Here is a 22,926-nt window from a genome sequence, read left to right on the forward strand (position 1 = left end):
CGCGTCTTTGACGGCAATCCCGTTTATTTCGGGAATATCGTTTCCCATATCGTCGCGATGGACCACGCGGATGAAGCGTCGATAAGAAGCTTCGTCGCCATGGCCAGGCAGGAAAGCACCAGCAGCGGGCGGATGATTTTCGCGCCGTTTTTCATGGCGAAGCGGGAGCCGATCTGTGCGCCGATGAACTGGCCGACGCCCATGGCGAGGCCGAGCTTCCACAAAACCGCACCCCCTATAGCAAATACAACGAAACCGCCGAAGTTCGAGCCGAGGTTTAGAAGCTTGGTATGGGCGGTCGCCTTCAGCATGCCGAAGCCGGCGAGCGCCACGAAGGCGAGCATGTAGAAGGAACCCGCGCCGGGGCCGAAAACGCCGTCGTAGAAGCCCACCAGCGGCGCGATGGTGAGGCCGAACACGAAGGGGGTGATACGGCGGTGGCTGTCGATATCGCTCAGCTGCGGCTTGAAGGCGAAATAGAGCGCAATCGCGATCAGCAGGAACGGCATGATGGTGCGCAGCACGCTCGAAGGCACGAAGCCGGCGGCGACCGCTCCGAGCCCGCCGCCAAGCATGGCCATGACGGCCATGGGCAATTGTTCCCTCAGATTGACATGGCCGCGCCGGGCATAAGCGATGGTCGCGGAGGCCGAGCCGAACTGCGATTGCAGCTTGTTGGTCCCAAGCGTATCGAGCGGCGCAATGCCCATGATCAGCATCGCCGGAATGGTGATGAGACCACCGCCGCCGGCGATGGAATCGATAAAGCCGGCAAAGATGGCGACGCAGAAGAGGACGATGAAAACGTTGAGGGCGATGTCTTGCACTTGATATGTCCGGGCGGGCGGAAAGAGAGGGCTTCTTCTTTCACCGAAAGTGCCATGGCGCAATCTCTTTCTCTGCGTCCGGCAACGGGCAGGGGATTGCGGTGCGGCCGCTTATCGCTATGTTTCCGTGGCGCGTCGCCGGAAGGACGGATGACGCCTGATACCGATGGATGAGGGCATTATGCATAAAGTGATATTCGATACGGACCCCGGTGTGGATGATGCGATGGCGCTTCTTTTTCTTCACCGTCACCCCGATATCGATCTGATCGGCGTCACCACCGTTTTTGGCAATGCGCCTATCGACATCACCACCCGCAATGCGCTTTTCCTCAAGCGGGAATGGCAGATGACCGCGCCGGTCGCAAAAGGCGCGGGCGTGACCTTTGATCCTGCCCGTAAGGAAGGCCATTGGCCGACCTTCATCCATGGCGAAAACGGCCTCGGTGACATCGATATCCCCGCCACCATCGACCTCCCGCTCGACCCGCGGCCCGCGCATCGCTTCATCATCGAAACGGTCAAGGCCAATCCAGGCGAAGTGACGTTGATCGCTGTAGGCCGAATGACCAATCTGGCGCTGGCTTTGCGCGAAGAACCTGACTTCGCCGCTCTGGTGAAGGAAGTCATCGTCATGGGCGGTGCCTTCGACATCAACGGCAATGTATCGCCCGCGGCCGAGGCCAATATTCATGGCGATCCGGAAGCGGCCGATCTTGTCTTCACCGCGCCGTGGCGCGTCGTTGTCGTCGATCTCGATGTCACGACGAAAACTGTGATGACGAGCGCCTTCATGGCTGAGATGGCAGAGGCGGGCGGCAAGCCGGTGCAGCTGCTTTCGGACCTGTCGCAATTCTATATCGATTTCTACAAGACCCGTACCGGTGACGGCATGGTGGTGCATGACAGCTGCGCCTGCGTTTATCTCGTCGCGCCGGAACTGTTTACCACCCGCAGCGGCCCGGTGCGTGTCGTCTGCGGCGGTCTTGCCGATGGCCAGACCATCCAGAAGCCTGACGGACGCGCCTTTCCGCCGGGCGACTGGGACGGGCATCCGAGCCAGCTCGTCTGCACGGATATCAAGCCGGAGCGCGTGCTTTCGGTCATCCGCGCGGCAATTGTGAAGGGCGAGCGCGGCTGAACGACAGGAATGGCCGTTCTTGAGCATGGCTTGCCTTGCATTTTCCCAGAATCTGGCGTTATGCAAGTTCCCTGATCATAGTGCGCGATCCGCCTTGCCGGAGGGGTTGAAGAGGCCGTGCCGGAACGACGGGCGGATCACCGCTAGGCGGCGTTGGCCCGAGAAAAGCCTTGTGGGTTTTCCCGTGCTTTGCGCTACAATGAATAACGCCTGCCGGGTCGGTTCGTGTCGGCGGCGTTTAACAACAAAAACGAACCTTCGTTATGGGCCGGCAGCACCGGTCCATTCCCATGAGGAAAGTGATGGAAGAGTTTCACAAGGTCCGGCGTCTGCCGCAATACGTCTTCGAACAGGTCAACCGTTTGAAAGCGAGCGCGCGAGCGGGTGGGGCCGACATTATCGACCTCGGCATGGGCAATCCGGACCTTCCGACCCCCAAGGCGATCGTCGACAAGCTTTGCGAGGTCGTTCAGGACCCTCGCACCCATCGTTATTCCTCGTCCAAAGGCATTCCCGGCCTTCGCCGCGCGCAAGCCGCCTATTATGCCCGCCGTTTCGGCGTGAAGCTCAACCCCGATACCCAGGTCGTCGCCACCCTCGGCTCCAAGGAAGGCTTCGCCAATATGGCGCAGGCCATCACCGCGCCGGGTGACGTGATCCTCTGCCCGAACCCGACCTATCCGATCCACGCCTTCGGCTTCCTGATGGCGGGCGGCGTTATCCGTTCGATGAATGTCGAGCCGGATGAGAGCTTCTTCGGTCCGCTGGAGCGCGCCGTGCGCCACTCCATTCCGAAGCCGCTGGCGCTGATCGTCAACTATCCGTCGAACCCGACGGCGCATGTCGCTTCGCTCGATTTCTACAAGGACGTCATCGCTTTTGCGAAGAAGCACGAGATTATCGTGCTCTCTGACCTTGCCTATTCGGAAATCTACTTCGACGACAACAATCCGCCGCCTTCGGTTCTTGAGGTTCCCGGCGCCATTGACGTTGCGGTGGAGTTCACTTCCATGTCGAAGACTTTTTCCATGCCCGGCTGGCGTATGGGCTTTGCCGTCGGCAACGAGCGGCTGATCGCGGCGCTGACCCGCGTGAAGTCCTATCTCGATTACGGCGCGTTCACACCAATCCAGGTTGCGGCGACGCATGCGTTGAATGGTGACGGTTCCGATATCGCCGAAGTGCGCAATGTCTATCGCCGCCGCCGCGATGTGATGGTCGATACCTTCGGCAAGGCGGGCTTCGAAGTTCCACCGCCGGCAGCGACCATGTTCGCGTGGGCGAAGATCCCTGAAAAATTCCGCCATCTCGGCAGCCTGGAATTCTCCAAGCTTCTGGTCGAGAAGGCCGATATCGCCGTTGCTCCCGGCATCGGCTTTGGCGAGATGGGCGATGACTACGTCCGCCTCGCGCTCGTGGAAAACGAGCATCGAATTCGTCAGGCAGCGCGCAATCTGAAGCGTTTCCTGTCGAGTGCAGACGAAACGATGCACAATGTCGTTTCGCTGAACGCCCACAGATAAGGGCAACCGAAGGCGGCCGGGCCTCGGCCGCCACCATCACCAGCAATCAGGAACATACCCATGGCAGATTCATTGAGAATCGGCATAGCGGGGCTCGGCACTGTCGGCGCTTCGCTCGTGCGCATCCTCCAGCAGAGAAGCAACGAACTTGCGATTACCTGCGGACGCGCAATTGAGATTATTGCGGTAAGCGCGCGCGATCGTTCGCGCGATCGCGGCATTGATCTTGCGGGTATTACCTGGTTCGACACGCCGGAGCAGATGGCGAGCGAAGCGGATATCGACGTTTTCGTCGAACTGGTCGGCGGTGCTTCCGGCCAGGCGGAAAATGCGGTGCGGGCCGCGCTCGCACGCGGTCTCCATGTGGTGACAGCGAACAAGGCGCTGCTGGCCAAGCACGGCGTCGAACTGGCGACCCTGGCCGAAGACAAGGGCGCGCTGCTGAACTTCGAAGCGGCAGTGGCCGGTGGCATCCCCGTCATCAAGGCGCTGCGTGAGTCTCTCACCGGCAACCATGTGTCGCGCATCTACGGCATCATGAACGGCACCTGCAACTACATCCTGACCAAGATGGAAAAGGAGGGGCTGTCCTTTGAGGCGTGCCTGAAAGAAGCGCAGCGGCTGGGTTATGCCGAAGCCGATCCGGCTTTCGATATCGAGGGCAATGACACCGCCCACAAGCTTGCCATTCTGACGACGCTTGCCTTTGGCAACAAGATTTCGGCTGACGATATCTATCTGGAAGGCATCACCAATATCTCCAGCGAGGACATTCAGGCGGCCGCCGAACTCGGTTACCGCATCAAGCTTCTCGGCGTGGCGCAGGTGACCGAATCCGGCATCGAGCAGCGCGTACATCCGACCATGGTACCGCTCGATTCCGTTATCGCCCAGGTGGATGGCGTGACCAATGCGGTGGCGATCGAATCCGACATTCTCGGTGAATTGCTGATGGTTGGCCCGGGTGCAGGCGGAAACGCCACGGCGTCCGCCGTGCTGGGTGATATCGCCGACATCGCCAAGAGCCGTCCGGGCGCCCAGCAGGTGCCCGTACTCGGCCGTCCTGCGAAGTCTTTGACGGAGTACCGCCGCGCCAAGATGAAGAGCCATGAGGGCGGTTATTTCATCCGTCTGACGGTGAAAGACCAGGCCGGCGTGTTTGCCTCCATCGCAACCCGCATGGCCGAAAACAACATTTCGCTCGAATCCATCGTGCAGCGCCAGCGCGTGCATGTGGAAGGTGCGCCGCAGACCATCATCCTCGTTACCCATGCGACGATGGAAGATGCGATCCGCAAGGCGGTGAAGGCGATCAAGAACGAGAAATATCTCGTGAGCGAGCCGCAGGTTATCCGCATCGAGCGGACCTGAGACGCTTCGCTTTTCGATAACATTGACAAGCCGCGCTTCCACCCGGAGGCGCGGTTTTTCGTTGGGGCGCCTGCCATATCGCGCCCTTCGCGCGCCTTCTATAAAATTCGGGGGAGGGTGTCGGAAATACTGGAAAACAAGGCGATTCGGCACTATGGTTAAGTCTGTTCACCAAGCGAGGGAGGCGTGGCCGTGACATCGATCATCCTGTTCAAGGACAATAAGCGCGCAGCCGCTGTGGCCGCCCATCACCGGGCGCGGCCTCACAATGCGAATGACAATATTCGCACGATGGAATTCGATATGGGAGAGCATGAGCGCAACTGGTGTTCGCTCGCCGTCTTCTCTTTGCTGCTGCTTGTTGGTGCTGTCTCGATCGTCAGCCCGTTTTTCTCGATTTTTTCGGTCTGAATCTTCATATGCGCGTTTTTGCTTGAAAAACACGCCATCGCCATTTAGCCCGTTCTAAAAGCGCGATCAGGCGCACAACAGGACGAATGGACGGAATGGCAATGTTGGAGCCGGCCGATACGGTGGCCCGCGCATTTTTAAGCGTGGAGCGGTCGGCGACAGAACAGCGCTGGGTATCGCGGCTGGATCAGGCCGGGCAGAACCGCGCTCTGGCCATGTCCCAGATCCACGCCATTCCCGAATTGATCGCACGTGTTCTTGCCGGGCGTGGTGTGGGTGTCGATGACGCCTTGGCGTTCCTCGATCCAACCATTCGTTCCCTGATGCCCGATCCGCATGTGCTGACCGATTGCGAAAAGGCCGCCGAGCGGCTGGTGCGGGCCATCGAGATAGGTGAGAAGGTGGCGATCTTCGGGGATTACGATGTCGACGGCGCTGCTTCGTCCGCCTTGATGTATCGCTTTCTTGCACATTTCGGTTTGACGCCTGAGATCTATATTCCCGACCGAATTTTCGAGGGCTACGGGCCAAATCCGGCGGCGATGCAGCAACTTGCCGCCAATGGCGCGACGCTGATCGTGACGGTTGACTGCGGTTCCACCAGCCATGAATCGCTGAAGGCTGCCAGGGATGCAGGAACGGATGTGGTGGTGATCGATCACCATCAGGTCGGCACGGAACTGCCGCCGGCCGTGGCGCTGGTTAATCCCAACCGAGAGGACGATCTTTCGGGGCAGGGGCATCTCTGTGCGGCGGGCGTTGTCTTCCTCGTGCTGGTCGCCACGTTGCGGCTGCTGAAGGACAGGCGCAACAGGCAGGCCTTCACGCTTGATCTGCTGTCGTTGCTTGATATCGTCGCGCTTGCGACGGTCTGTGACGTGGTGCCGCTGAAGGGGCTGAACCGCGCCTATGTGGTGAAGGGGTTGATTGCCGCGCGGCACATGAACAATGCCGGTCTCGCTGCGCTGTTCAAGAAGGCGGGTTTGGGCGGACCCGTCACGCCCTATCATTTCGGCTTCCTGATCGGACCACGCATTAATGCCGGCGGCCGTATCGGCGATGCGGCGCTCGGCAGCCGTCTGTTGACGATTGATGATTCCTCGCAGGCCGAGGTGATTGCCGAGCGGCTGGATGAGTTGAACCGCGAGCGGCAGGCCATGGAAGCAGCCATGTTGGCGGAGGCCGAGGCGGAGGCGCTGTTCGAATATGGCGACGGCTCCGGTGCTGGCGTCATCGTCACTGCGCGCGAAAACTGGCATCCGGGTATTGTGGGTCTGCTCGCCTCGCGCCTGAAAGACCGTTTTCGGCGCCCGGCTTTTGCCATTGCTTTTGATCCTTCCGGCAAGGGCACCGGCTCCGGCCGTTCGATCAACGGTTTCGATATGGGCCGCATGGTGCGCGCCGCCGTGGAGGCTGGTTTGCTGGTCAAGGGCGGCGGGCATGCCATGGCGGCCGGACTGACCGTGGAGCGCGCCAATCTCGGTAAGCTCAGGGCTTTCTTCGAGGAAGCGGCCGCAAAGACCGTGAATGAGTTGGTGGAAAGCAGCGTGCTGAAGATCGACGGCGCTATCGGCGCGTCGGGTGCGACATTACAGCTTGTCGACCAGCTGGAACAGGCCGGTCCGTACGGATCAGGCCACTCGCAGCCGATCTTTGCCGTGCCGGCGCATCGCCTGCGCGATGTCCGGCTTGTGGGTACAGCCCACGTCAAGATCACGCTGGAAGCCATGGATGGATCGCGGCTGGACGGTATCGCGTTTCGCGCTGCAGAAGCGCCTCTGGGGCAGATGCTGCTGAATGCGCGTGGCAGGAACATTCACGTCGCAGGCACCGTGGGCGCCGATCTCTGGCAGGGCCAGAGGCGCGTGCAGCTGCGCGTTCTGGACGCGGCTTTCGCGCCCTGAGGGGCCCGCGAACGATCTTCAATTTTATGGAAGCGAGGCCTTGCACGTGGAAGCGCCATGCATGTGGGCGTCTTTACGCAATGCGTGAAGAGTTTCGTGCAGACTACTGATTTTAAGAGAGAAGCAAGTGGCACGCCCTAGGGGAGTCGAACCCCTCTTTTCAGAATGAAAATCTGACGTCCTAACCGATAGACGAAGGGCGCGTGCGCTTGTGGTGTGGCGCCCTTATAGTCAGGCTCCGGTTGCTCCGCAAGCGGAAAAATTGATTTTTCTCGCTTCGCGACGAGTTTTTTTACGGAAGCCCGAAGGTCTGTGGAAAACTGCGTTGGATCCGGCCAAGGCCTTGAAATTTCGCCGCTATCGCTGTGCGCCGGTAATGCCTCCATGTCGCGTGGAAGGTCCGGGGCAGGCTTCTCCGACCCTTAGCCGGCAGCCGCTGGCCGCTGGAGAGAATGGAGATTTTGTTGGGCTGTAAGGGGAAAGGCAAGCCGGTCGATTTGCCCTCTGGCGCTTCATCCGGCTTGCCTTCCATCGGGGGGACAGCACTCTAACGTGCCGACCGGCAATCGGTTCCGACGCATCGATCACACGTGACAAATTCGCGGTTTGCGAAGCTGCTTTATATTTTTGAAAGGGAAAAACACGAAGGCAAGTGGCACGCCCTAGGGGAGTCGAACCCCTCTTTTCAGAATGAAAATCTGACGTCCTAACCGATAGACGAAGGGCGCGTGCGCTTGTGGTGTGGCGCCCTTATAGTCAGGCTCCTGAAGGTCTGCAAGCGGAAAAATGCATGATTTGACAAAAAAATGACATCGGCCGCCAGATACCCTGAGAAACAAGGATTCCTGTTTCGTAACAAATGGTTAAACTGTGATGTGGCGCCCGGTTTTTTGCTTTTTGTGCCCCGCGAACAATGGAATCAAAAAGTCGGGACCTGCGCGCTCGTACATGAAGTTGGCGATTCCAGCGGGTATCCAAAAACGAAAACGGGGCCGAAATGGCCCCGCTCGATATGCGTATTGATCTGCGGCTCAGTGCAAAATCTGGCTGAGGAAAAGCCGGGTGCGCTCGTGCTGCGGATTGTCGAAGAATTCGGCGGGCGAATTCTGTTCGACGATCTGGCCCTGGTCCATGAAGATGACGCGGTTTGCGACCTGGCGGGCAAAGCCCATTTCGTGGGTCACGCACAGCATGGTCATGCCGTCTTCGGCGAGGCTGACCATGGTGTCGAGCACTTCCTTGACCATTTCCGGGTCGAGCGCCGAGGTCGGCTCGTCGAACAGCATGATCTTCGGCTTCATGCACAGCGAGCGGGCAATCGCCACGCGCTGCTGCTGGCCGCCGGAAAGCTGGCCGGGGTACTTGTTTGCCTGCTCGGGGATTTTGACGCGCTTCAGATAGTGCATCGCCACTTCTTCGGCTTCCTTCTTGGGCATCTTGCGAACCCAGATCGGCGCCAGCGTGCAGTTCTCGAGAATCGTCAGATGCGGGAAGAGGTTGAAGTGCTGGAACACCATGCCAACTTCGCGACGAACTTCATCGATCTTCTTCAGATCGTTGGTGAGTTCGATACCATCAACGACGATGCTGCCCGACTGGTGTTCTTCCAGCCGGTTGATGCACCGGATCATGGTCGATTTTCCCGAGCCCGACGGGCCGGCGATGACGATGCGCTCGCCCTTCATGACCTTCAGGTTTATGTCGCGCAGCACGTGGAAATCACCATACCACTTGTTCATGCCGGTGAGTTCGATTGCCACGTCCGTTGCCGAGACGGTCAGTTTTTTTGCTTGGGTTTCTGCCATTTTGAGCGTCCCTTATCTTTTATGCCCGGTGTCGAGGTGCCGTTCCATGAACAGCGAATAACGCGACATGCCGAAGCAGAATATCCAGAATACGAAGCCTGCGAAGATATAGCCAGTCATCGCCGTGACGGGCGTGGCCCAGTTCGCATCCGCTTGGTTGAGTGTGACAATGCCGAGCAGGTCGAACATGCCGATGATCGAAACCAGCGACGTGTCCTTGAACAGCCCGATGAAGGTGTTGACGATGCCCGGAATGACGAGCTTCAGCGCCTGCGGCAGCACGATCAGCCGCGTCTTCTGCCAGTAGTTCAGGCCGAGCGAGTCAGCACCTTCATATTGTCCCTTGGGAATGGCCTGCAGGCCGCCACGGATCACTTCCGCCATATAAGCGGAGGAGAACAGCGACACGCCGACAAGCGCGCGCAGGAACTTGTCGAAGGTCCAGCCATCGGGCAGGAACAGCGGCAGCATGATGCTGGCGAAGAACAGCACCGTGATCAGCGGAATGCCTCTGATGATCTCGATGAAGAGCACGCAGAGCATCTTGATCACAGGCAGATTCGACCGCCGGCCAAGCGCAAGAAGGATGCCGAAGGGCAGGGAGACGGTGATCCCGAAGAAAGACAGGATCAGCGTCACCATCAGACCGCCCCAGAGCTGCGTTTCCACCTTCGGCAGGCCAAAGACGCCGCCGATGAGCAGGAAAAACGCAATGAAGGGCAAGATGATGAACAGCACCAGGGCGTTGAGTTTTTTGAACGGCGCCTTGGGAATGAGCATCGGTATCAGCAGGATGGCGAAGGTCACCATCACGAGGATAGGACGCCAGCGTTCGTCGATCGGATAGCGGCCGAAGACGAACTGTCCAAGCTTTGCCGAAACGAAAGCCCAGCACGCACCGGACTGGCCGTCCGGCAGCGCACCGCCCTGCGAAGCGGTGAGGCAAGCGATACGATCGCTGCCGGTCCACACCGCGTCGATAAACAGCCAGTCGATGATCGGCGGCAAGATATAGACGAGCAGAGCGATGGCAAGGAGGGTGAGAACCGTGTCCTTGGGCGTGGCGAAGAGTTTGGTGCGCAGCCAATGGGTTACCCCTACCGCGCTTGATGGCGCAGGACGGGCTTCTTCAATGGTCTGCCGCACGAAGGCGTGGTTGCTGATCGTCATCGTCATCTCTCCACCAAAGCCATTTTCGCGTTGAACCAGTTCATGACCACGGCCGTGAGCAGGGACAGCGAGAGATAGATGACCAGCCAGATCGCAACGACTTCGACTGCCTGTCCCGTCTGGTTCAGGATCGTGCCGCCGACGGAGACGATGTCAGCGAAACCGACAGCGACCGCAAGCGACGAGTTCTTCGTCAGGTTGAGAAACTGGCTTGTCAGCGGCGGGATGATGATGCGCATCGCCTGCGGCACGATGATGAGGCGCGTCGTGGTGCTGGAGCGAAGCCCAAGCGCATCTGCAGCCTCCGTCTGGCCTTTCGCCACCGCCTTGATGCCGCCGCGAACGATTTCGGCGATGAAGGAGGCGGTGTAGAAGGACAGGGCCAGAAACAGCGACATGAATTCAGGTGCGACGACCGCGCCGCCCGAAAGGTTGAAGCGCCCCGCGATCGGATAGTCGAATGTCAACGGTGCCCCGAGCGCCAGGAATGTCGCGAGCGGCAAACCGATGAGGAGGAGCGTGAGGGTGATGCCGGTGCGGAACTGCTGGCCGGTTCTTTCCTGTCTGGCCTTCGCCCAGCGGTAAATGAAGACGCTGAGAACGATGGCGACGAGGAAGGACACCGGGATGAGCCAGGTGCCGTCACCCCAAAGGGGCTTCGGAAAGAAGAAGCCGCGATTGTTAAGATAGCTTCCAAGCGGAAGCTCAAGCGAATCGCGAGCCTGCGGCAGAACCGAGATGACGCCCTTGTACCAGAAGAAGATGACGAGCAGCGGCGGGATGTTGCGGAAGATTTCCACATAGGCCTGCGCGAGCTTCGAGATCAGCCAGTTATTGGACAACCGCGCGATACCGACGATAAAACCGATGATCGAGGCGGCGATGATGCCGAAAAAGGCAACCTGGATCGTGTTGAGAATACCAACGAGCAAAGCCCGGCCATAGGTCGCGTCGCTGGTATAAGCGATCAGCGACTGGCCGATATCGAAACCGGCGCGTCCGTTGAGGAACCCGAAACCGGATGAAATGTTTGCCCGTTGAAGATTGTTGATCGTATTCGTCACGATGATCCAGACGAATGCGGCCAGGATGACGACTGTCAGGACCTGATAGAAAATGCCGCGAATACGTGGATCGTAGATTAGTGACGACGCGCTTTGCGCGCGCGATCGTTGCGAACTGACCGCGTTGCCTGCCATAGGCACCTTTCCCTTTTATATGCTCTTTGCGAGCTTATTTATATAATTCTAAAATGGAGGCCGGGCGTTGCCCAGCCTCCCGTCGTGATCTAGCCGATGATGAGGCGGATCAACGGACCGGCGGTGCGTATTGCAGGCCGCCCTTGGTCCACAGCGCGTTCTGGCCACGCTCGATCTTCAGCGGGGAGCCGGCGCCGACGTTACGGTCGAAGACTTCGCCGTAGTTGCCGACCTTCTTGATGATGTTATAGGCCCAGTCGTTGGTTACGCCGAGATCGGTACCGATCTTGGTGCCTTCTTCCGTGCCGAGCAGGCGCTTCACGTCCGGATTGGCGCTGTTCTTCTGCTCGTCGACGTTCTTGGAGGTAATGCCAAGCTCTTCGGCGTTGACCATGGCGTAGTGAACCCAGCTGACGATGTCGAACCACTGGTCATCACCCTGGCGAACGGCCGGCCCAAGCGGCTCCTTGGAGATGACTTCCGGAAGAACGACGTTTTCGTCGGGGTTCTTCAGCTTCAGACGGATAGCGTAAAGACCGGACTGGTCGGTGGTGTAGACGTCGCAACGACCGGAATCATAGGCAGACGTCGCGTCGGATTCCTTTTCGAAAACGACGGGGTTGTACTGCAGATTGTTGGTCTTGAAATAGTCGGCGAGGTTAAGCTCGGTGGTGGTACCGGTCTGAACGCAGACAGCGGCGCCGGAAAGCTCAAGCGCGGACTTCACATTGAGGCTCTTCTTGGCGATGAAGCCCTGGCCGTCATAATAGTTGACGGTACGGAAGTTGAAGCCAAGCGACGTGTCGCGGCTGATCGTCCAGGTGGTGTTACGCGTCAGAACGTCAACTTCACCGGACTGGAGCGCGGGAAAGCGGTCCTTGCTCGAAAGAGCGACAAATTTGGCCTTCGTAGGATCGCCGAAAACCGCAGTGGCAATACCACGGCAATAGTCCACGTCGATGCCGGACCATTCGCCCTTGTCATCGGGATTGGAGAATCCCGGAATGCCAGCGCTGACGCCGCAGGTGACGAAACCTTTTCCCTTCACGTCCTGAAGCGTCGCAGCCGAAGCGACCGAGGCTCCTCCCAAAACTGCTGCGCCGATCACGGCTGACAGAATTGCCTTTTTCATTTTTCCCAACCTTTGTTTGTTATCGTCGATGGAAGGGGACCGGCATCTTTTGTTTTACCCCAGCTCCCCCTTCAGCAAGATCTTTTCGATCCGCTTTTTCTATCACAATCGCAATTGGCAGCGGGGTCAAGACGTGCAGACAATAATTGTGCCTATAAAACGGAATTTTCCAGATTTTGGTCGGGAAGTGTGCAAAGGGTGAAAATATAAGCATATTTTTGCGAGAAAATGCACTTGCACGAATTTTGTATACTTTTTGTATGCTGTGAAATGATGGATCAATTTGCTCCGCCCTCCGGCTCTTTGCAGGGCTTGACCTTGCCCCTGGCTCTCAGCATTGTCGCACGCGTCAATATTCTTCGAAAGCTGATCTGAAATGACCAAGACAAATGACCTGCTTTCCGCCGCAGGTGTAAATACGCGCCTGACCCATGGCGGCAACGATCCCGCGGACTGTTTCGGTTTCGTCAATCCTCCCATCGTGCGCGGTTCGACCGTGCTTTTTCCGGACGCAGAGACGCTTTCGACTGAGAACCAGAAATATACCTATGGCACCCATGGCACGCCGACGACGGACGCGCTCTGCAGTCTCGTCAATGAGCTGGAGGGTTCGTTCGGAACTATCCTCGTGCCCTCGGGCCTTGCCGCGATCACCGTGCCTTTCCTCGCCTATCTCGGTGCGGGCGATCATGCTTTGATCGTTGATTCCGTTTATTTCCCCACCCGCCGTTTCTGCAACACGATGCTGAAGAAACTGGGGGTGGAGATCGAATATTACGATCCGGCGATCGGGGAAGGCATTGAGGCGCTGATCCGCCCGAATACGAAGCTGGTGCATCTGGAAGCGCCGGGCTCCAACACGTTCGAGATTCAGGATGTCCGGGTGATCACAGACATCGCTCACAGGCATGATTGCGTCGTGACGATGGACAATACCTGGGCGACGCCGCTTTATTTCAAGCCGCTGGATTTTGGCGTCGATGTCTCCATCCACGCCGCTACCAAATATCCTTCGGGTCATTCGGATGTGCTGATGGGCTTCGTCTCGGCCAATGAAAAGCACTGGAAGGCACTCTATCAGGCCAATACCAATCTCGGCATCTGCGTCACCTCTGACGATGCCTATCAGATCCTGCGTGGCATGCGCACCATGGGTATCAGGCTGGAGCATCATCAGAAGAGCGCGCTCGATATCGCGGGGTGGCTGGAAGGCCGAGATGATGTCGTGCGTGTTCTGCATCCGGCCTTGCCCAGCTTTGCCGGGCATGACCTCTGGAAGCGCGATTTCAAGGGCGCGAGCGGTGTGTTTTCCTTCGTCTTGAAGGCGCAGGAGGGCAAATACAAGCAGGTGGCCTCGGCCTTCCTCGACGCGCTGACCTTCTTTGGGCTCGGTTACTCCTGGGGCGGATACGAATCGCTTGCCGTATCGGTGTCGCTCGTCGATAGGACCATTGCAAAGGGCCCGTCAGAAGGTCCGGTTATTCGCCTTCAAATCGGGCTTGAAGACGTTGCCGATCTCAAGAAGGACCTTGAGGCTGGATTTGCGGCTGCGGCCGGGGTTTAGCCTCAGCCTTTGGCGCGATAGCCGTACAGCCAGTCGAAGTCTTTCAGGAAGGCTTCCGAGGGGCGCGTCGAGAACACCAAGTCCCGCGCAATACGCACCGGACCTGTGGCATGATAGGCAAAACGATTGAGAGAGGCCCGCTTGCGGGCCTTTTCTATTCGCGGCAGGCGCAGCGCTTCGTAGGCGGCGAGGGCGTGCGGCACGGGCAGGGGCTTTTGGCCGCTACTGCCCGCCATCGTTCCCGCAAGTTCGAATGCATCCTCAATCGCCATCGCCGCACCCTGGGCGGCGAAAGGCATCATGGCGTGTGCTGCGTCACCGATCAGCACGGTATCGCGGCCATTATGCCAGCGTCCTGGGCCGGCGTGATAGAGTGGCCAGAAGGTGGGCTTCTGGGCTTTTTCCAGCAGTCGCAGCAACTCAGGGCTCCAGCCGCGAAATTGTTCGAGCAGCATGGCTTTCTGCTGCCCGCTTGATTCGGCGCGCCACGTCGCGCCGGGATCGGCACCGAGCGCGATGGCAACGATGTTGAAGCCGCCGACTTCTTTCAGCGGGTAAGCGACGATATGGCCACCCGAACCGAGATAGGCGGTGACGGCGCTTTTGTTGATGGCGGACGGCACATCGTTTTCGCTCACCGTGAAACGCCAGGCGACATTGCCGGAGAAGGTGGCGGTGGGCGCGGAAGGCACCGCAAAACGAGCCGCCGACCAGACGCCATCAGCGCCGACAATCAGATCGTGATCGCGGAATGTGGTTGCGGCGATGACATCGGCGGTGGCGTTTTCGATGCGCTTGCCAAGATGCAGACGGCAGAGCGGATTTCGTGTCACCGCCTGGAGAAGCGCGCTTTGCAGCGTCGAGCGGTGCAGCACGCCGTAGGGTGCGCCCCAGCGCGTGCGGGCCACCGCACCCATTGGCAGCGACAATAGCGTGGTCAGTGATTTTCCGGAGGCGAGATCGACGCTGACCGGCTCGGTCCAGCGCGCCTCGATCTCGGGCAGCACGCCGAGTTCGGCGAGAATGCGGGCGGCATTGGGTGAAAGTTGCAGGCCAGCGCCGACCTCCGCCAGTTCGCCGGCCTGTTCAATGATGTCACAGTCGATACCGTGCCGGGCAAAAGCAAGGGCGGCGGTGAGACCGGCTATGCCGGCACCGACAATGGCTACGGATTTCATGGGCATGACGCGCCCCGATCAGAAAAAGTGGAAGGTCAGGCGGCCTTCACATGGAAGACGCAGCCCGGAGGGTTGGTCTGCTCGGCCTTCAGCGACGGATTGTAGCGATAAAGGGTGGAGCAGTAGGAACAGACCTTCTCATTGTCGTCGCCCATATCGATGAAGATGTGCGGATGATCGAAGGGCACGGAAGCGCCGGTGCACATGAATTCCTTGACGCCGATCTCGATCACGCTGTGTCCGCCATCGTTCTGGAAGTGGGGAATGGAATGCCCGGCCATGTTCGTCTCCAAATGCAATATCGTTATCGAGCCGCAATCCGTTTTCTCGCATTGGCTCGTCGTTGCGGATATGTAGCCTCAAACGCATTGCATCTCCATAAAAATCGTCAGCAAAACATGTTCAATCTTGCGCTTTCCTGCCATATGGTCCGGCAAAAAGGATGTCCTTGATGAATCTCAATACGCCGCAATTTTCAGATTTTTCCCACGACGGCCTTCGTCTTGCCTATTTCGATGAGGGTGATCCGGCGGGCGATCCGGTTTTGCTGATCCATGGCTTTGCTTCCAGCGCCAATGTCAACTGGGTGCATCCCGGCTGGGTGAAGACGCTGGGCGAGGCGGGTTACCGGGTGATCGCCATCGACAATCGCGGCCACGGCGCAAGCGACAAACCGCATGATCCGGAAGCCTATTATCCCCCTGTAATGGCCGGCGATGCGGTAGCGCTGCTCAATCATCTCGGCATCGCGGAAGCGCATGTCATGGGTTATTCCATGGGCGCGCGTATTTCGGCTTTCCTCGCCATGGCCCATCCAGAGCGGGTCCGTTCGCTGGTCTTTGGTGGGCTCGGCATCGGTATGGTGGAAGGTGTGGGCGACTGGGATCCGATCGCCGATGCGCTGCTTGCCCCGTCGCTCGACGTGGTCACCCATGAGCGCGGACGCATGTTCCGCGCCTTTGCCGAGCAAACGAAAAGCGACCGGCTGGCGCTTGCAGCCTGTATCGCGACATCGCGTGTTCTCGTCACCCGCGAACAGGCCGAAAAGATCGACGCGCCGACGCTGATTGCGGTTGGAACGAAGGACGATATCGCTGGCTCCGGTGAAGAACTCGCGGCCATCATGCCGCACGCCCGGGCGATCGACATTCCTGGCCGTGACCACATGCTGGCCGTCGGCGACCGGGTGTTCAAGGCGGCGGTTCTGGAATTTTACCGTTCGCTTTAAAGCACAGCATGTCCGGGAAAAGCGCAGCCGGGTTTAGGTGCGGCATGCGGCAATGCTTGAGACGGCAAGAAACAGTTTTTCAAGCTGCATGAAGAAAAACTGATGCCTTGCCGCCTTTAAAGTCGTCATTCGAATCCCATTTCTAAAGCGCGTCTTTTTCTGTATAAAGAATGACCACTGCAAACGAGGAGACCATTCATGGTCGCACGTACCGAGGCGCGTCAGCCTGAACAGCTGGCGATCGTCGATCCGATCTGGGGCAGCCTGCTCAATGAAGCGCGCAGCGCCGCCGCTCAGGACCCGCTGCTTTCCGCCTTTTTCTATTCGACGATCCTCAATCACCACTCGCTGGAAGACTGCGTCATCTATCGGATTTGCGAGCTCCTCGACCACCCGGACATGCAGGCCGTTCTGCTGCGCCAGACTTTCGCGGACATGCTGGATGACTGGCCGGAATGGGGCAGCGTGCTTCGCGTGGATATCCAGGCGGTTTACGATCGTGACCCCGCCTGCACGCGGTTCATGGAGCCTGTGCTCTACTTCAAGGGGTTCCACGCCATCCAGACCCATCGCCTGGCGCACTGGCTTTGGACGAAGGGTCGGCGCGATTTTGCGCTTTATCTGCAAAGCCGCTCCTCAAGCGTGTTCCAGACGGACATCAACCCTCAGGCCAAGGTCGGCAAAGGCCTGTTTCTCGACCACGCGACGGGGCTGGTCGTGGGTTCGACTGCCGTCATCGGCGACAATGTTTCTATCCTGCAAGGGGTAACCCTTGGCGGTACCGGCAAGGAGACAGGAGATCGCCATCCGAAAATCCGTAGCGGTGTGCTGATCGGTGCCGGGGCGAAAATTCTCGGTAATATCGAAATCGGCAGCTGCTCTCGCATCGCGGCTGGTTCCGTTGTGCTCAAGCCGGTTCCCCCGAACGCAACTGTCGCAGGCGTTCCCGCGAAGATCGTGGGCGAGGCCGGTTGCAACGAGCCTTCCCGCATCATGGACCAAATCATCGGCGCTGATATCTGACCAGCGCCGTCACGGTCTGATAGGCCCGGCATTTTCACTGTCGTCCGTGTGGAAGACGCGGATGACCTGCCGCTTTCACTTTACTTTGGCCTTTATCCCATGCCAAAAGCGGGCCAACGCGAACCGCACAGGAGAAGACTGGTGAAAGCCGACGAAATCAAAAAACTCGACGCCTATTTCAAGCGCACCTTCAACGAGAAGATGATTGTCAAGGCGCGTCCGCGCAAAGACGATTCCGCCGAAGTGTATATGGGCGAAGAGTTTCTCGGTGTCGTCTACATCGATGACGAAGATGGCGACCGCTCGTACAACTTCTCCATGGCGATCCTCGACGTCGATCTGTGATCGTCACCATCCGGTGACGGATGGGTTTTCGCATCAATAAAACAGTCGCCCGTGGTGGTTACGCCGCGGGCGATTTGTTTTCACGGTGGGTGATCTGCATCATCAGCCGCTCCTGCGGTCGCAATGTCACCCGCATCAACGGTTCCGCCGTGGCGGTGGACCTGTTTTCGAGGTGGACGGTCTGCAGCAGAACTGCAAGGATCGCCACGGCCTCCATCATGGCGAAGGCATTGCCGATGCAGACGCGCGGCCCGGCTCCGAAGGGCATATAGGCGTAACGATGGCGTGCTTTCACCTTCTCGGGTTCGAAACGCGACGGGTCGAAGCGTTCGGGCTCGTCCCACAATGCGGCATGTCGGTGCACGGCATAGATCGGCACATAAAGAACGGTTCCGGCGGCGATGTCGTGATCGCCAAGCCTGAAATCCTGCAGCGCCGTGCGGGTGATAACGGGGGCGGGCGGGTAAAGCCGCATTGCCTCCGAAAACACCTGTCTCGTATAGGTGAGATTGGCGATGTGCTCGGCCGCGACAGGCGCGCCGCCGGTGACGGCCTGAATTTCCTCGACGACTTTTCTTTCCGTTTCCCCGTTCTGCGACAGAAGGTGGAAGGTCCAGGCAAGACCGAGCGCCGTCGTTTCATGGCCGGCGGTGATGAAGGTCAAAAGATTGTCGATGATTTCCTTATCGCTCATCATGCGTCCGGTTTCCGGGTCTTTGGCTTCCAGCAGCATGGAGACAAGATCGTTTCTGTCTGTGGGGTTTTCCCGCCGGCCTGCGATCACCGTTGCAAGGCTGGCGCGCAGATAATCAACAGCTGCGCGCGCCTTGCGTCGACCCGGATGCGGCAGCCATTCCGGCGCGCCCAGCATGGCGAGCGCAAAGGTCCATCCAGTCGGCTTAAGGTAATCGGTAATGCTCTGTTCCACGCGGCCGATATCGATGCCGTATCCGCCGGACATCATGGTTTCGACGATGATGTCGAAGGTGGTCCGCATCATTTCATGGCCGATATCAATGTCGGCGGTAGAAGATGAACGCCAGCGCGTTTCAGTGCGTCGTGCCGTCTCGATCATGACGGGCAGCAACTCCAGCAGCTTTTCATGGCGGAAAGCGGCAGCGACGGATTGCCTTTGCCATTTCCAGTGATCGCCATCGGCTGTCAGTAGACCCTGCCCAAGCGCGGGACCGAGCGCCCGGCGTACATCCTCACCCTTACCGAGCAGAGGGGCGTTCTTTACCAGAGCTTCGTGGATCAGCGCGGGATCGGCCAGATGAACCCGCATGATTCCGCCGAGGCGGTTAAAGACCACCGGTTCGCTGAAAATCTCCGGCGGCAATGCCTTCAAAGGATTGCGGATTAGGGAAATGGCGAGACGCGCGGTGGCGAGTTTCGATAAAAGTTGCGTCCCGGTCGTATCGTTGGACGGGGTGCGAAGGCCGGTTTCGGTCATCTGCTGGTCCTTTGCTCGTTGAACAGTGACAACTGGCTGTTAAGGTATACACCTTATTTTGAATAATTTAAGGTGGCCACCTTAAATTTCAACGGCGGGATGCGATTTCGACAATGAGCAATGATGCAAAACGACCGGCGCGATCGCGATCCTCTACGCGCGACAGGATTCTCGATGCCGCTCTCGATCTCTTCAACGGGCGCGGCCCGGACCGCGTGACGACCGCGGAGATTGCCGAATCGGTGAAGATTAACGAGGGCAATCTCTATTACCATTTCCGTACCAAGGAGCTGCTGGTTCTTGCCCTGTTTGCGCGCTTCGAGGCCGATGCGGTGGCACTGGTCGCAACCGTCGATGGGGCGGATGAGGGGGCAGCGGAAACCTATGCCGGTTTCCTGCGGCAATGGTTCTCGCTGGTGTGGAACTACCGCTTTCTATTTCGTGATCTCGTTGGTCTGGTTGCGCTTGCGCCGGGGCTCGTGGAGCCGGTCAGGACGATAAGCGCCGCGATGCGGCTTGCCGTCGCAGACATCATCGGGCGCATGCAGAAAGCGGGGCTGGTGACTATTCCCGAAAGTGAGCGCAACGCGGTTTTGACCAATCTGTGGATCGTGTCGACCTATTGGGCGGCCTATCTCACTCTGCAGGAAGGTGTCAGCGAGTTCGGACCGCAGCAATTGGAGTGGGGGCTGCAGCAGGTCTCCAGCCTGTTCAGGCCCTACCTCTCGGCGGAGGCGATTGCCGCGCTTGACGCGCTTGCTAAAAGTGAAATGTAATATCTCCAGTCGGAGACATGGAAGCCAGAAAAACGCCCGCGACGAGATCGCTGCGGGCGCTTTCTTTCTCTGGAAGAAGTGTTGGCTAGATCAAGCGGCCTTCAGCAGATCGCCATGCGGGTCGAGCACGAACTTGGTGGCGGCACCCTGATCGAAGCTCTCATATCCCTGCACGGCATCATCGAGCGCGATGATCTTGGCGTTGACGATATCGGCAATCGGCAACCGATCGTGCAGAATGGCCTGCATGAGCTGACGGTTATATTTCAGCACCGGTGTCTGGCCGGTGTGGAAGGACTGCGCCTTTGCCCAGCCAAGGCCGAAGCGCAATGACAGCGCGCCCTGCTTTGCAGCATTATCAACCGCGCCGGGGTCTTCGGTAACGTAAAGTCCGGGAATGCCGATGGAGCCGGCGGCACGGGTGATCTCCATCATCTGGTTGAGAACGATGGCCGGCTGTTCGCCGCCGGAATGGCCGCGCGCCTCGAAACCGACGGCATCGATGGCGCTGTCGACTTCGTTGGTGCCGACGATTTCGGCAATCATATCGCCCAGCCGGTCGCCCTTGGAAAGGTCTACGGGTTCGAAACCGACGCGTGCCGCATGCGCAAGGCGATCCTTGTTGAAATCACCGACCATGACGACGGCCGCACCCAGAATGCGGGCGGAGGCGGCGGCTGCAAGACCGACCGGGCCGGCGCCCGCCACATAAACCGTGGAGCCGACGCCAACGCCCGCCTTGACCGCGCCGTGGAAACCGGTCGGCAAGATGTCCGAGAGCATGGTGAGGTCGCGGATCTTCGACATCGCCTTGTCGCGATCGGGAAATTTCAGAAGATTGAAGTCGGCATAGGGGACCGTCACATAACGGGCCTGTCCGCCGATCCAGCCACCCATATCGACATAACCGTAAGCGCCGCCGGCGCGGGCAGGGTTCACCGTCAGGCAGACGCCGGTATCCTGCGACTTGCAGCAGCGGCAACGCCCGCAGGCGACGTTGAACGGCACGGAGACGATGTCGCCAATTTCGAGCATCTCGACATCGACGCCTTTTTCAATGACTTCGCCGGTGATTTCATGGCCAAGAACAAGGCCCGGCATAGCCGTTGTCCGCCCGCGCACCATGTGCTGATCGGAGCCGCAGATATTCGTGGAAATAACCTTGAGAATGACACCGTGCTCGATGCGGCGGCCATCCGGGGCCTCAAGCTTGGGGTCGTCAATGTCGCGGACTTCGACCTGACCCGGCCGCATGTAGACGACGCCTCTGTTCCTGCTCATATCCATCTCCTCCATGGTTTGAACACCGTACCTGTCCGCTCCTCCGCGGCAGGATGACTCCGTGGGTGCAGCAAACCATGAGAGGGGAGATGTGGCCTTCGGGAATACGACACGCGGTGTGGTCGTAACGACACTGCGTTTCGCCTGGCGTCACGGTGGCGTTATCTGTCGAGCGGTTTTCGGAGGCGGCCGGCGGCGTCCTGAATATATTGCCAGGCCACACGGCCCGAGCGTCCGCCGCGGGTTGTCGCCCATTCCAGCGCCTCGTGATGCAGTGTTTCGCGGTCGAGACCCAGATCGAAATGCGTGGCATAGCTGTCGATCATCGTCAGATAGTCTTCCTGACCGCATTTGTGGAAACCGAGCCACAGGCCGAAGCGATCGGAGAGCGATACCTTTTCTTCCACCGCTTCCGATGGATTGATGGCGGTGGACTGTTCGTTCTCCATCATGTGGCGCGGCAGAAGGTGACGACGGTTGGAGGTCGCATAAAAGAGGACGTTGTCTGGACGACCCTCGATGCCGCCGTCAAGCGCTGCTTTGAGCGACTTGTAGGCCGTATCGTCATGATCGAAGGATAGATCGTCGCAGAAGACGATGACGCGCTGGCCGGAGGCTTTGAGAATGTCGAGCAGCGCAGGCAGGGTGTGGATGTCCTCGCGGTGCACTTCCACCAGCTTGAGCGAAACACCGCTTGCTACACGCACATCTTCGTGAACGGCCTTCACCAGCGAAGACTTGCCCATGCCGCGCGCACCCCACAGGAGCACGTTGTTTGCGGCAAAACCCTCCGCGAAACGCAGCGTGTTTTCGTGCAGGATATCACGGACATGATCGACGCCGCGGATGAGTTTCAGCGCGATGCGGTTGGGGCGGGGAACCGGCTGGATAAAGGAGTTGGCTGGCGTCCAGACGAAACAATCCGCCGCATTCCAGTCATTTACGGCGGGCGCGGGGCCGGCCAGACGTTCCACGGCGATGGTGAGCCGGCGCAGCTCTGAAAGAAGCAGGGAGGCCGTTTCTTCTCGAATCATGGTGTTTCTTCCGCTTGTCTGGTGTTCAAAACGCTGTTTTGCGACCGGCCTAGCATGGCGTTTCCGCACCATAAAGGTTAAGAGGTCCGGAATCGGTACGGCGAGGGCCCTGCATCTGTTGCAATCCCGGCGTTCCCCACTATATTCCGGCGGCTTGAAAGCTGGGGCGGCATACGAGGTCGTGCCGTAATCGTTGAGGAGTTTTATATGTTCATTAGTCAAGCTTTTGCCCAGGACGCAACGGGCGGCGCATCGGCCTTCGGTTCCGGCCTGGAAATGCTTTTCCTGTTTGCGCCGCTTATGGTCGTCTGGTACTTTTTCCTCATCCGTCCGCAGCGCGCGCAGATGAAGAAGCGCCAGGAGACGCTGACCAATATTCGCCGTGGCGATCAGGTCGTTCTGGGCGGTGGCATCGTTGGCAAGGTGACCAAGGTCATCGATGACAGTGAACTCGAAGTCGAAATCGCCGAAGGCGTGAAAATCCGTGCTGCTCGCGCTTATATCGCCGAAGTGCGCGTGAAGGGCGAAGTGGTCAAGACGGAAGCCGCTTCTTGATCCTGT

At 59.0% G+C, this 22,926-nt stretch carries 21 protein-coding genes and 2 tRNA genes; 11 read left to right on the plus strand and 12 right to left on the minus strand.

The genetic code is table 11. The annotated features are described in order from the left end of the window. Positions 1–23: 23 nt before the first annotated feature. Positions 24–827, minus strand: a complete 804-nt coding sequence (locus ACFVTJ_RS04825) for a TSUP family transporter (protein WP_386905053.1) — start codon at positions 825–827, stop codon at positions 24–26. Between the two features lie 181 nt (positions 828–1,008). On the opposite strand from ACFVTJ_RS04825, the gene ACFVTJ_RS04830 reads away from it, so the two are divergent. From ACFVTJ_RS04830 to recJ, 5 genes are all read left to right on the plus strand, one after another. After that, complete coding sequence (locus ACFVTJ_RS04830; RefSeq protein WP_386905055.1) at positions 1,009–1,968, plus strand: nucleoside hydrolase; 960 nt, start codon at positions 1,009–1,011, stop codon at positions 1,966–1,968. A 302-nt stretch (positions 1,969–2,270) separates the two neighbouring features. Beyond that, positions 2,271–3,491 carry an LL-diaminopimelate aminotransferase gene (locus ACFVTJ_RS04835; RefSeq protein WP_386905057.1) on the plus strand — a complete coding sequence of 407 codons (1,221 nt, stop codon included), beginning with the start codon at positions 2,271–2,273 and terminating at the stop codon, positions 3,489–3,491. Positions 3,492–3,551: 60 nt separating this feature from the next. Next, a complete protein-coding gene (locus ACFVTJ_RS04840) occupies positions 3,552–4,862 on the plus strand; it encodes a homoserine dehydrogenase (RefSeq protein ID WP_386905059.1) in 1,311 nt (436 codons plus the stop codon). 186 nt (positions 4,863–5,048) lie between these two features. After that, positions 5,049–5,273, plus strand: a complete 225-nt coding sequence (locus ACFVTJ_RS04845) for a hypothetical protein (protein ID WP_386905061.1) — start codon at positions 5,049–5,051, stop codon at positions 5,271–5,273. Positions 5,274–5,368: 95 nt separating this feature from the next. Beyond that, a complete protein-coding gene (gene recJ, locus ACFVTJ_RS04850) occupies positions 5,369–7,177 on the plus strand; it encodes a single-stranded-DNA-specific exonuclease RecJ (RefSeq protein ID WP_386905063.1) in 1,809 nt (602 codons plus the stop codon). Positions 7,178–7,305: 128 nt separating this feature from the next. On the opposite strand, the gene ACFVTJ_RS04855 is transcribed toward recJ, so the two are convergent. The 6 genes from ACFVTJ_RS04855 to ACFVTJ_RS04880 form a co-directional block, all read right to left on the minus strand. Then, positions 7,306–7,380 (minus strand) — tRNA-Glu (locus ACFVTJ_RS04855). A 450-nt stretch (positions 7,381–7,830) separates the two neighbouring features. After that, positions 7,831–7,905 (minus strand) — tRNA-Glu (locus tag ACFVTJ_RS04860). Positions 7,906–8,208: 303 nt separating this feature from the next. Continuing rightward, complete coding sequence (locus ACFVTJ_RS04865) at positions 8,209–8,982, minus strand: amino acid ABC transporter ATP-binding protein (RefSeq protein WP_386905065.1); 774 nt, start codon at positions 8,980–8,982, stop codon at positions 8,209–8,211. Positions 8,983–8,994: 12 nt separating this feature from the next. Next, positions 8,995–10,152, minus strand: coding sequence for an amino acid ABC transporter permease (locus ACFVTJ_RS04870; RefSeq protein WP_386905067.1), 1,158 nt, complete (start codon positions 10,150–10,152; stop codon positions 8,995–8,997). Positions 10,153–10,154: 2 nt separating this feature from the next. Next, positions 10,155–11,351: an amino acid ABC transporter permease gene (locus ACFVTJ_RS04875; RefSeq protein ID WP_386905069.1), complete on the minus strand. Its 1,197-nt coding sequence runs from the start codon at positions 11,349–11,351 to the stop codon at positions 10,155–10,157. Between the two features lie 109 nt (positions 11,352–11,460). Then, positions 11,461–12,483: an amino acid ABC transporter substrate-binding protein gene (locus ACFVTJ_RS04880; RefSeq protein WP_386905071.1), complete on the minus strand. Its 1,023-nt coding sequence runs from the start codon at positions 12,481–12,483 to the stop codon at positions 11,461–11,463. A gap of 376 nt (positions 12,484–12,859) precedes the next feature. On the opposite strand from ACFVTJ_RS04880, the gene ACFVTJ_RS04885 reads away from it, so the two are divergent. Then, positions 12,860–14,047 carry a cystathionine beta-lyase gene (locus ACFVTJ_RS04885; RefSeq protein WP_386905073.1) on the plus strand — a complete coding sequence of 396 codons (1,188 nt, stop codon included), beginning with the start codon at positions 12,860–12,862 and terminating at the stop codon, positions 14,045–14,047. A 2-nt stretch (positions 14,048–14,049) separates the two neighbouring features. Here ACFVTJ_RS04885 and ACFVTJ_RS04890 read toward each other — a convergent pair whose 3' ends face one another. Beyond that, positions 14,050–15,231 (minus strand): FAD-dependent monooxygenase, encoded by a 1,182-nt coding sequence (locus ACFVTJ_RS04890; protein ID WP_386905075.1) that lies wholly within the window; start codon positions 15,229–15,231, stop codon positions 14,050–14,052. Positions 15,232–15,260: 29 nt separating this feature from the next. Then, positions 15,261–15,506, minus strand: a complete 246-nt coding sequence (locus ACFVTJ_RS04895; RefSeq protein ID WP_003495891.1) for a zinc-finger domain-containing protein — start codon at positions 15,504–15,506, stop codon at positions 15,261–15,263. Between the two features lie 170 nt (positions 15,507–15,676). Here ACFVTJ_RS04895 and ACFVTJ_RS04900 point away from each other — a divergent pair, with 170 nt between their 5' ends. The 3 genes from ACFVTJ_RS04900 to ACFVTJ_RS04910 all read left to right on the plus strand — a co-directional run bounded on the left by ACFVTJ_RS04900 (position 15,677) and on the right by ACFVTJ_RS04910 (position 17,821). After that, positions 15,677–16,453, plus strand: coding sequence for an alpha/beta fold hydrolase (locus ACFVTJ_RS04900; RefSeq protein ID WP_386905077.1), 777 nt, complete (start codon positions 15,677–15,679; stop codon positions 16,451–16,453). 198 nt (positions 16,454–16,651) lie between these two features. Beyond that, positions 16,652–17,476, plus strand: coding sequence for a serine O-acetyltransferase (cysE, locus tag ACFVTJ_RS04905; protein WP_386905079.1), 825 nt, complete (start codon positions 16,652–16,654; stop codon positions 17,474–17,476). A gap of 141 nt (positions 17,477–17,617) precedes the next feature. Then, on the plus strand, positions 17,618–17,821 hold the full coding sequence (locus ACFVTJ_RS04910) for a DUF3126 family protein (RefSeq protein WP_080825055.1): 204 nt from the start codon (positions 17,618–17,620) through the stop codon (positions 17,819–17,821). 58 nt (positions 17,822–17,879) lie between these two features. Here the strand turns inward: ACFVTJ_RS04910 and ACFVTJ_RS04915 are convergent, their stop codons facing one another. Beyond that, the gene (locus tag ACFVTJ_RS04915; RefSeq protein ID WP_386905081.1) at positions 17,880–19,274 is read right to left on the minus strand and encodes a cytochrome P450; all 1,395 of its coding nucleotides are present in this window, start codon (positions 19,272–19,274) and stop codon (positions 17,880–17,882) included. Positions 19,275–19,387: 113 nt separating this feature from the next. On the opposite strand from ACFVTJ_RS04915, the gene ACFVTJ_RS04920 reads away from it, so the two are divergent. Beyond that, positions 19,388–20,050, plus strand: coding sequence for a TetR/AcrR family transcriptional regulator (locus tag ACFVTJ_RS04920; RefSeq protein WP_386905082.1), 663 nt, complete (start codon positions 19,388–19,390; stop codon positions 20,048–20,050). 90 nt (positions 20,051–20,140) lie between these two features. On the opposite strand, the gene fdhA is transcribed toward ACFVTJ_RS04920, so the two are convergent. After that, the gene (gene fdhA, locus ACFVTJ_RS04925; protein ID WP_386905084.1) at positions 20,141–21,331 is read right to left on the minus strand and encodes a formaldehyde dehydrogenase, glutathione-independent; all 1,191 of its coding nucleotides are present in this window, start codon (positions 21,329–21,331) and stop codon (positions 20,141–20,143) included. 161 nt (positions 21,332–21,492) lie between these two features. Then, positions 21,493–22,365: an ATP-binding protein gene (locus ACFVTJ_RS04930; RefSeq protein ID WP_386905086.1), complete on the minus strand. Its 873-nt coding sequence runs from the start codon at positions 22,363–22,365 to the stop codon at positions 21,493–21,495. Between the two features lie 207 nt (positions 22,366–22,572). On the opposite strand from ACFVTJ_RS04930, the gene yajC reads away from it, so the two are divergent. Then, positions 22,573–22,920: a preprotein translocase subunit YajC gene (gene yajC / locus ACFVTJ_RS04935; RefSeq protein ID WP_386905088.1), complete on the plus strand. Its 348-nt coding sequence runs from the start codon at positions 22,573–22,575 to the stop codon at positions 22,918–22,920. Positions 22,921–22,926: the final 6 nt, after the last annotated feature.

It is taken from the genome of Agrobacterium sp. NPDC058088, assembly GCF_042885035.1.
Taxonomy (GTDB): domain Bacteria; phylum Pseudomonadota; class Alphaproteobacteria; order Rhizobiales; family Rhizobiaceae; genus Agrobacterium.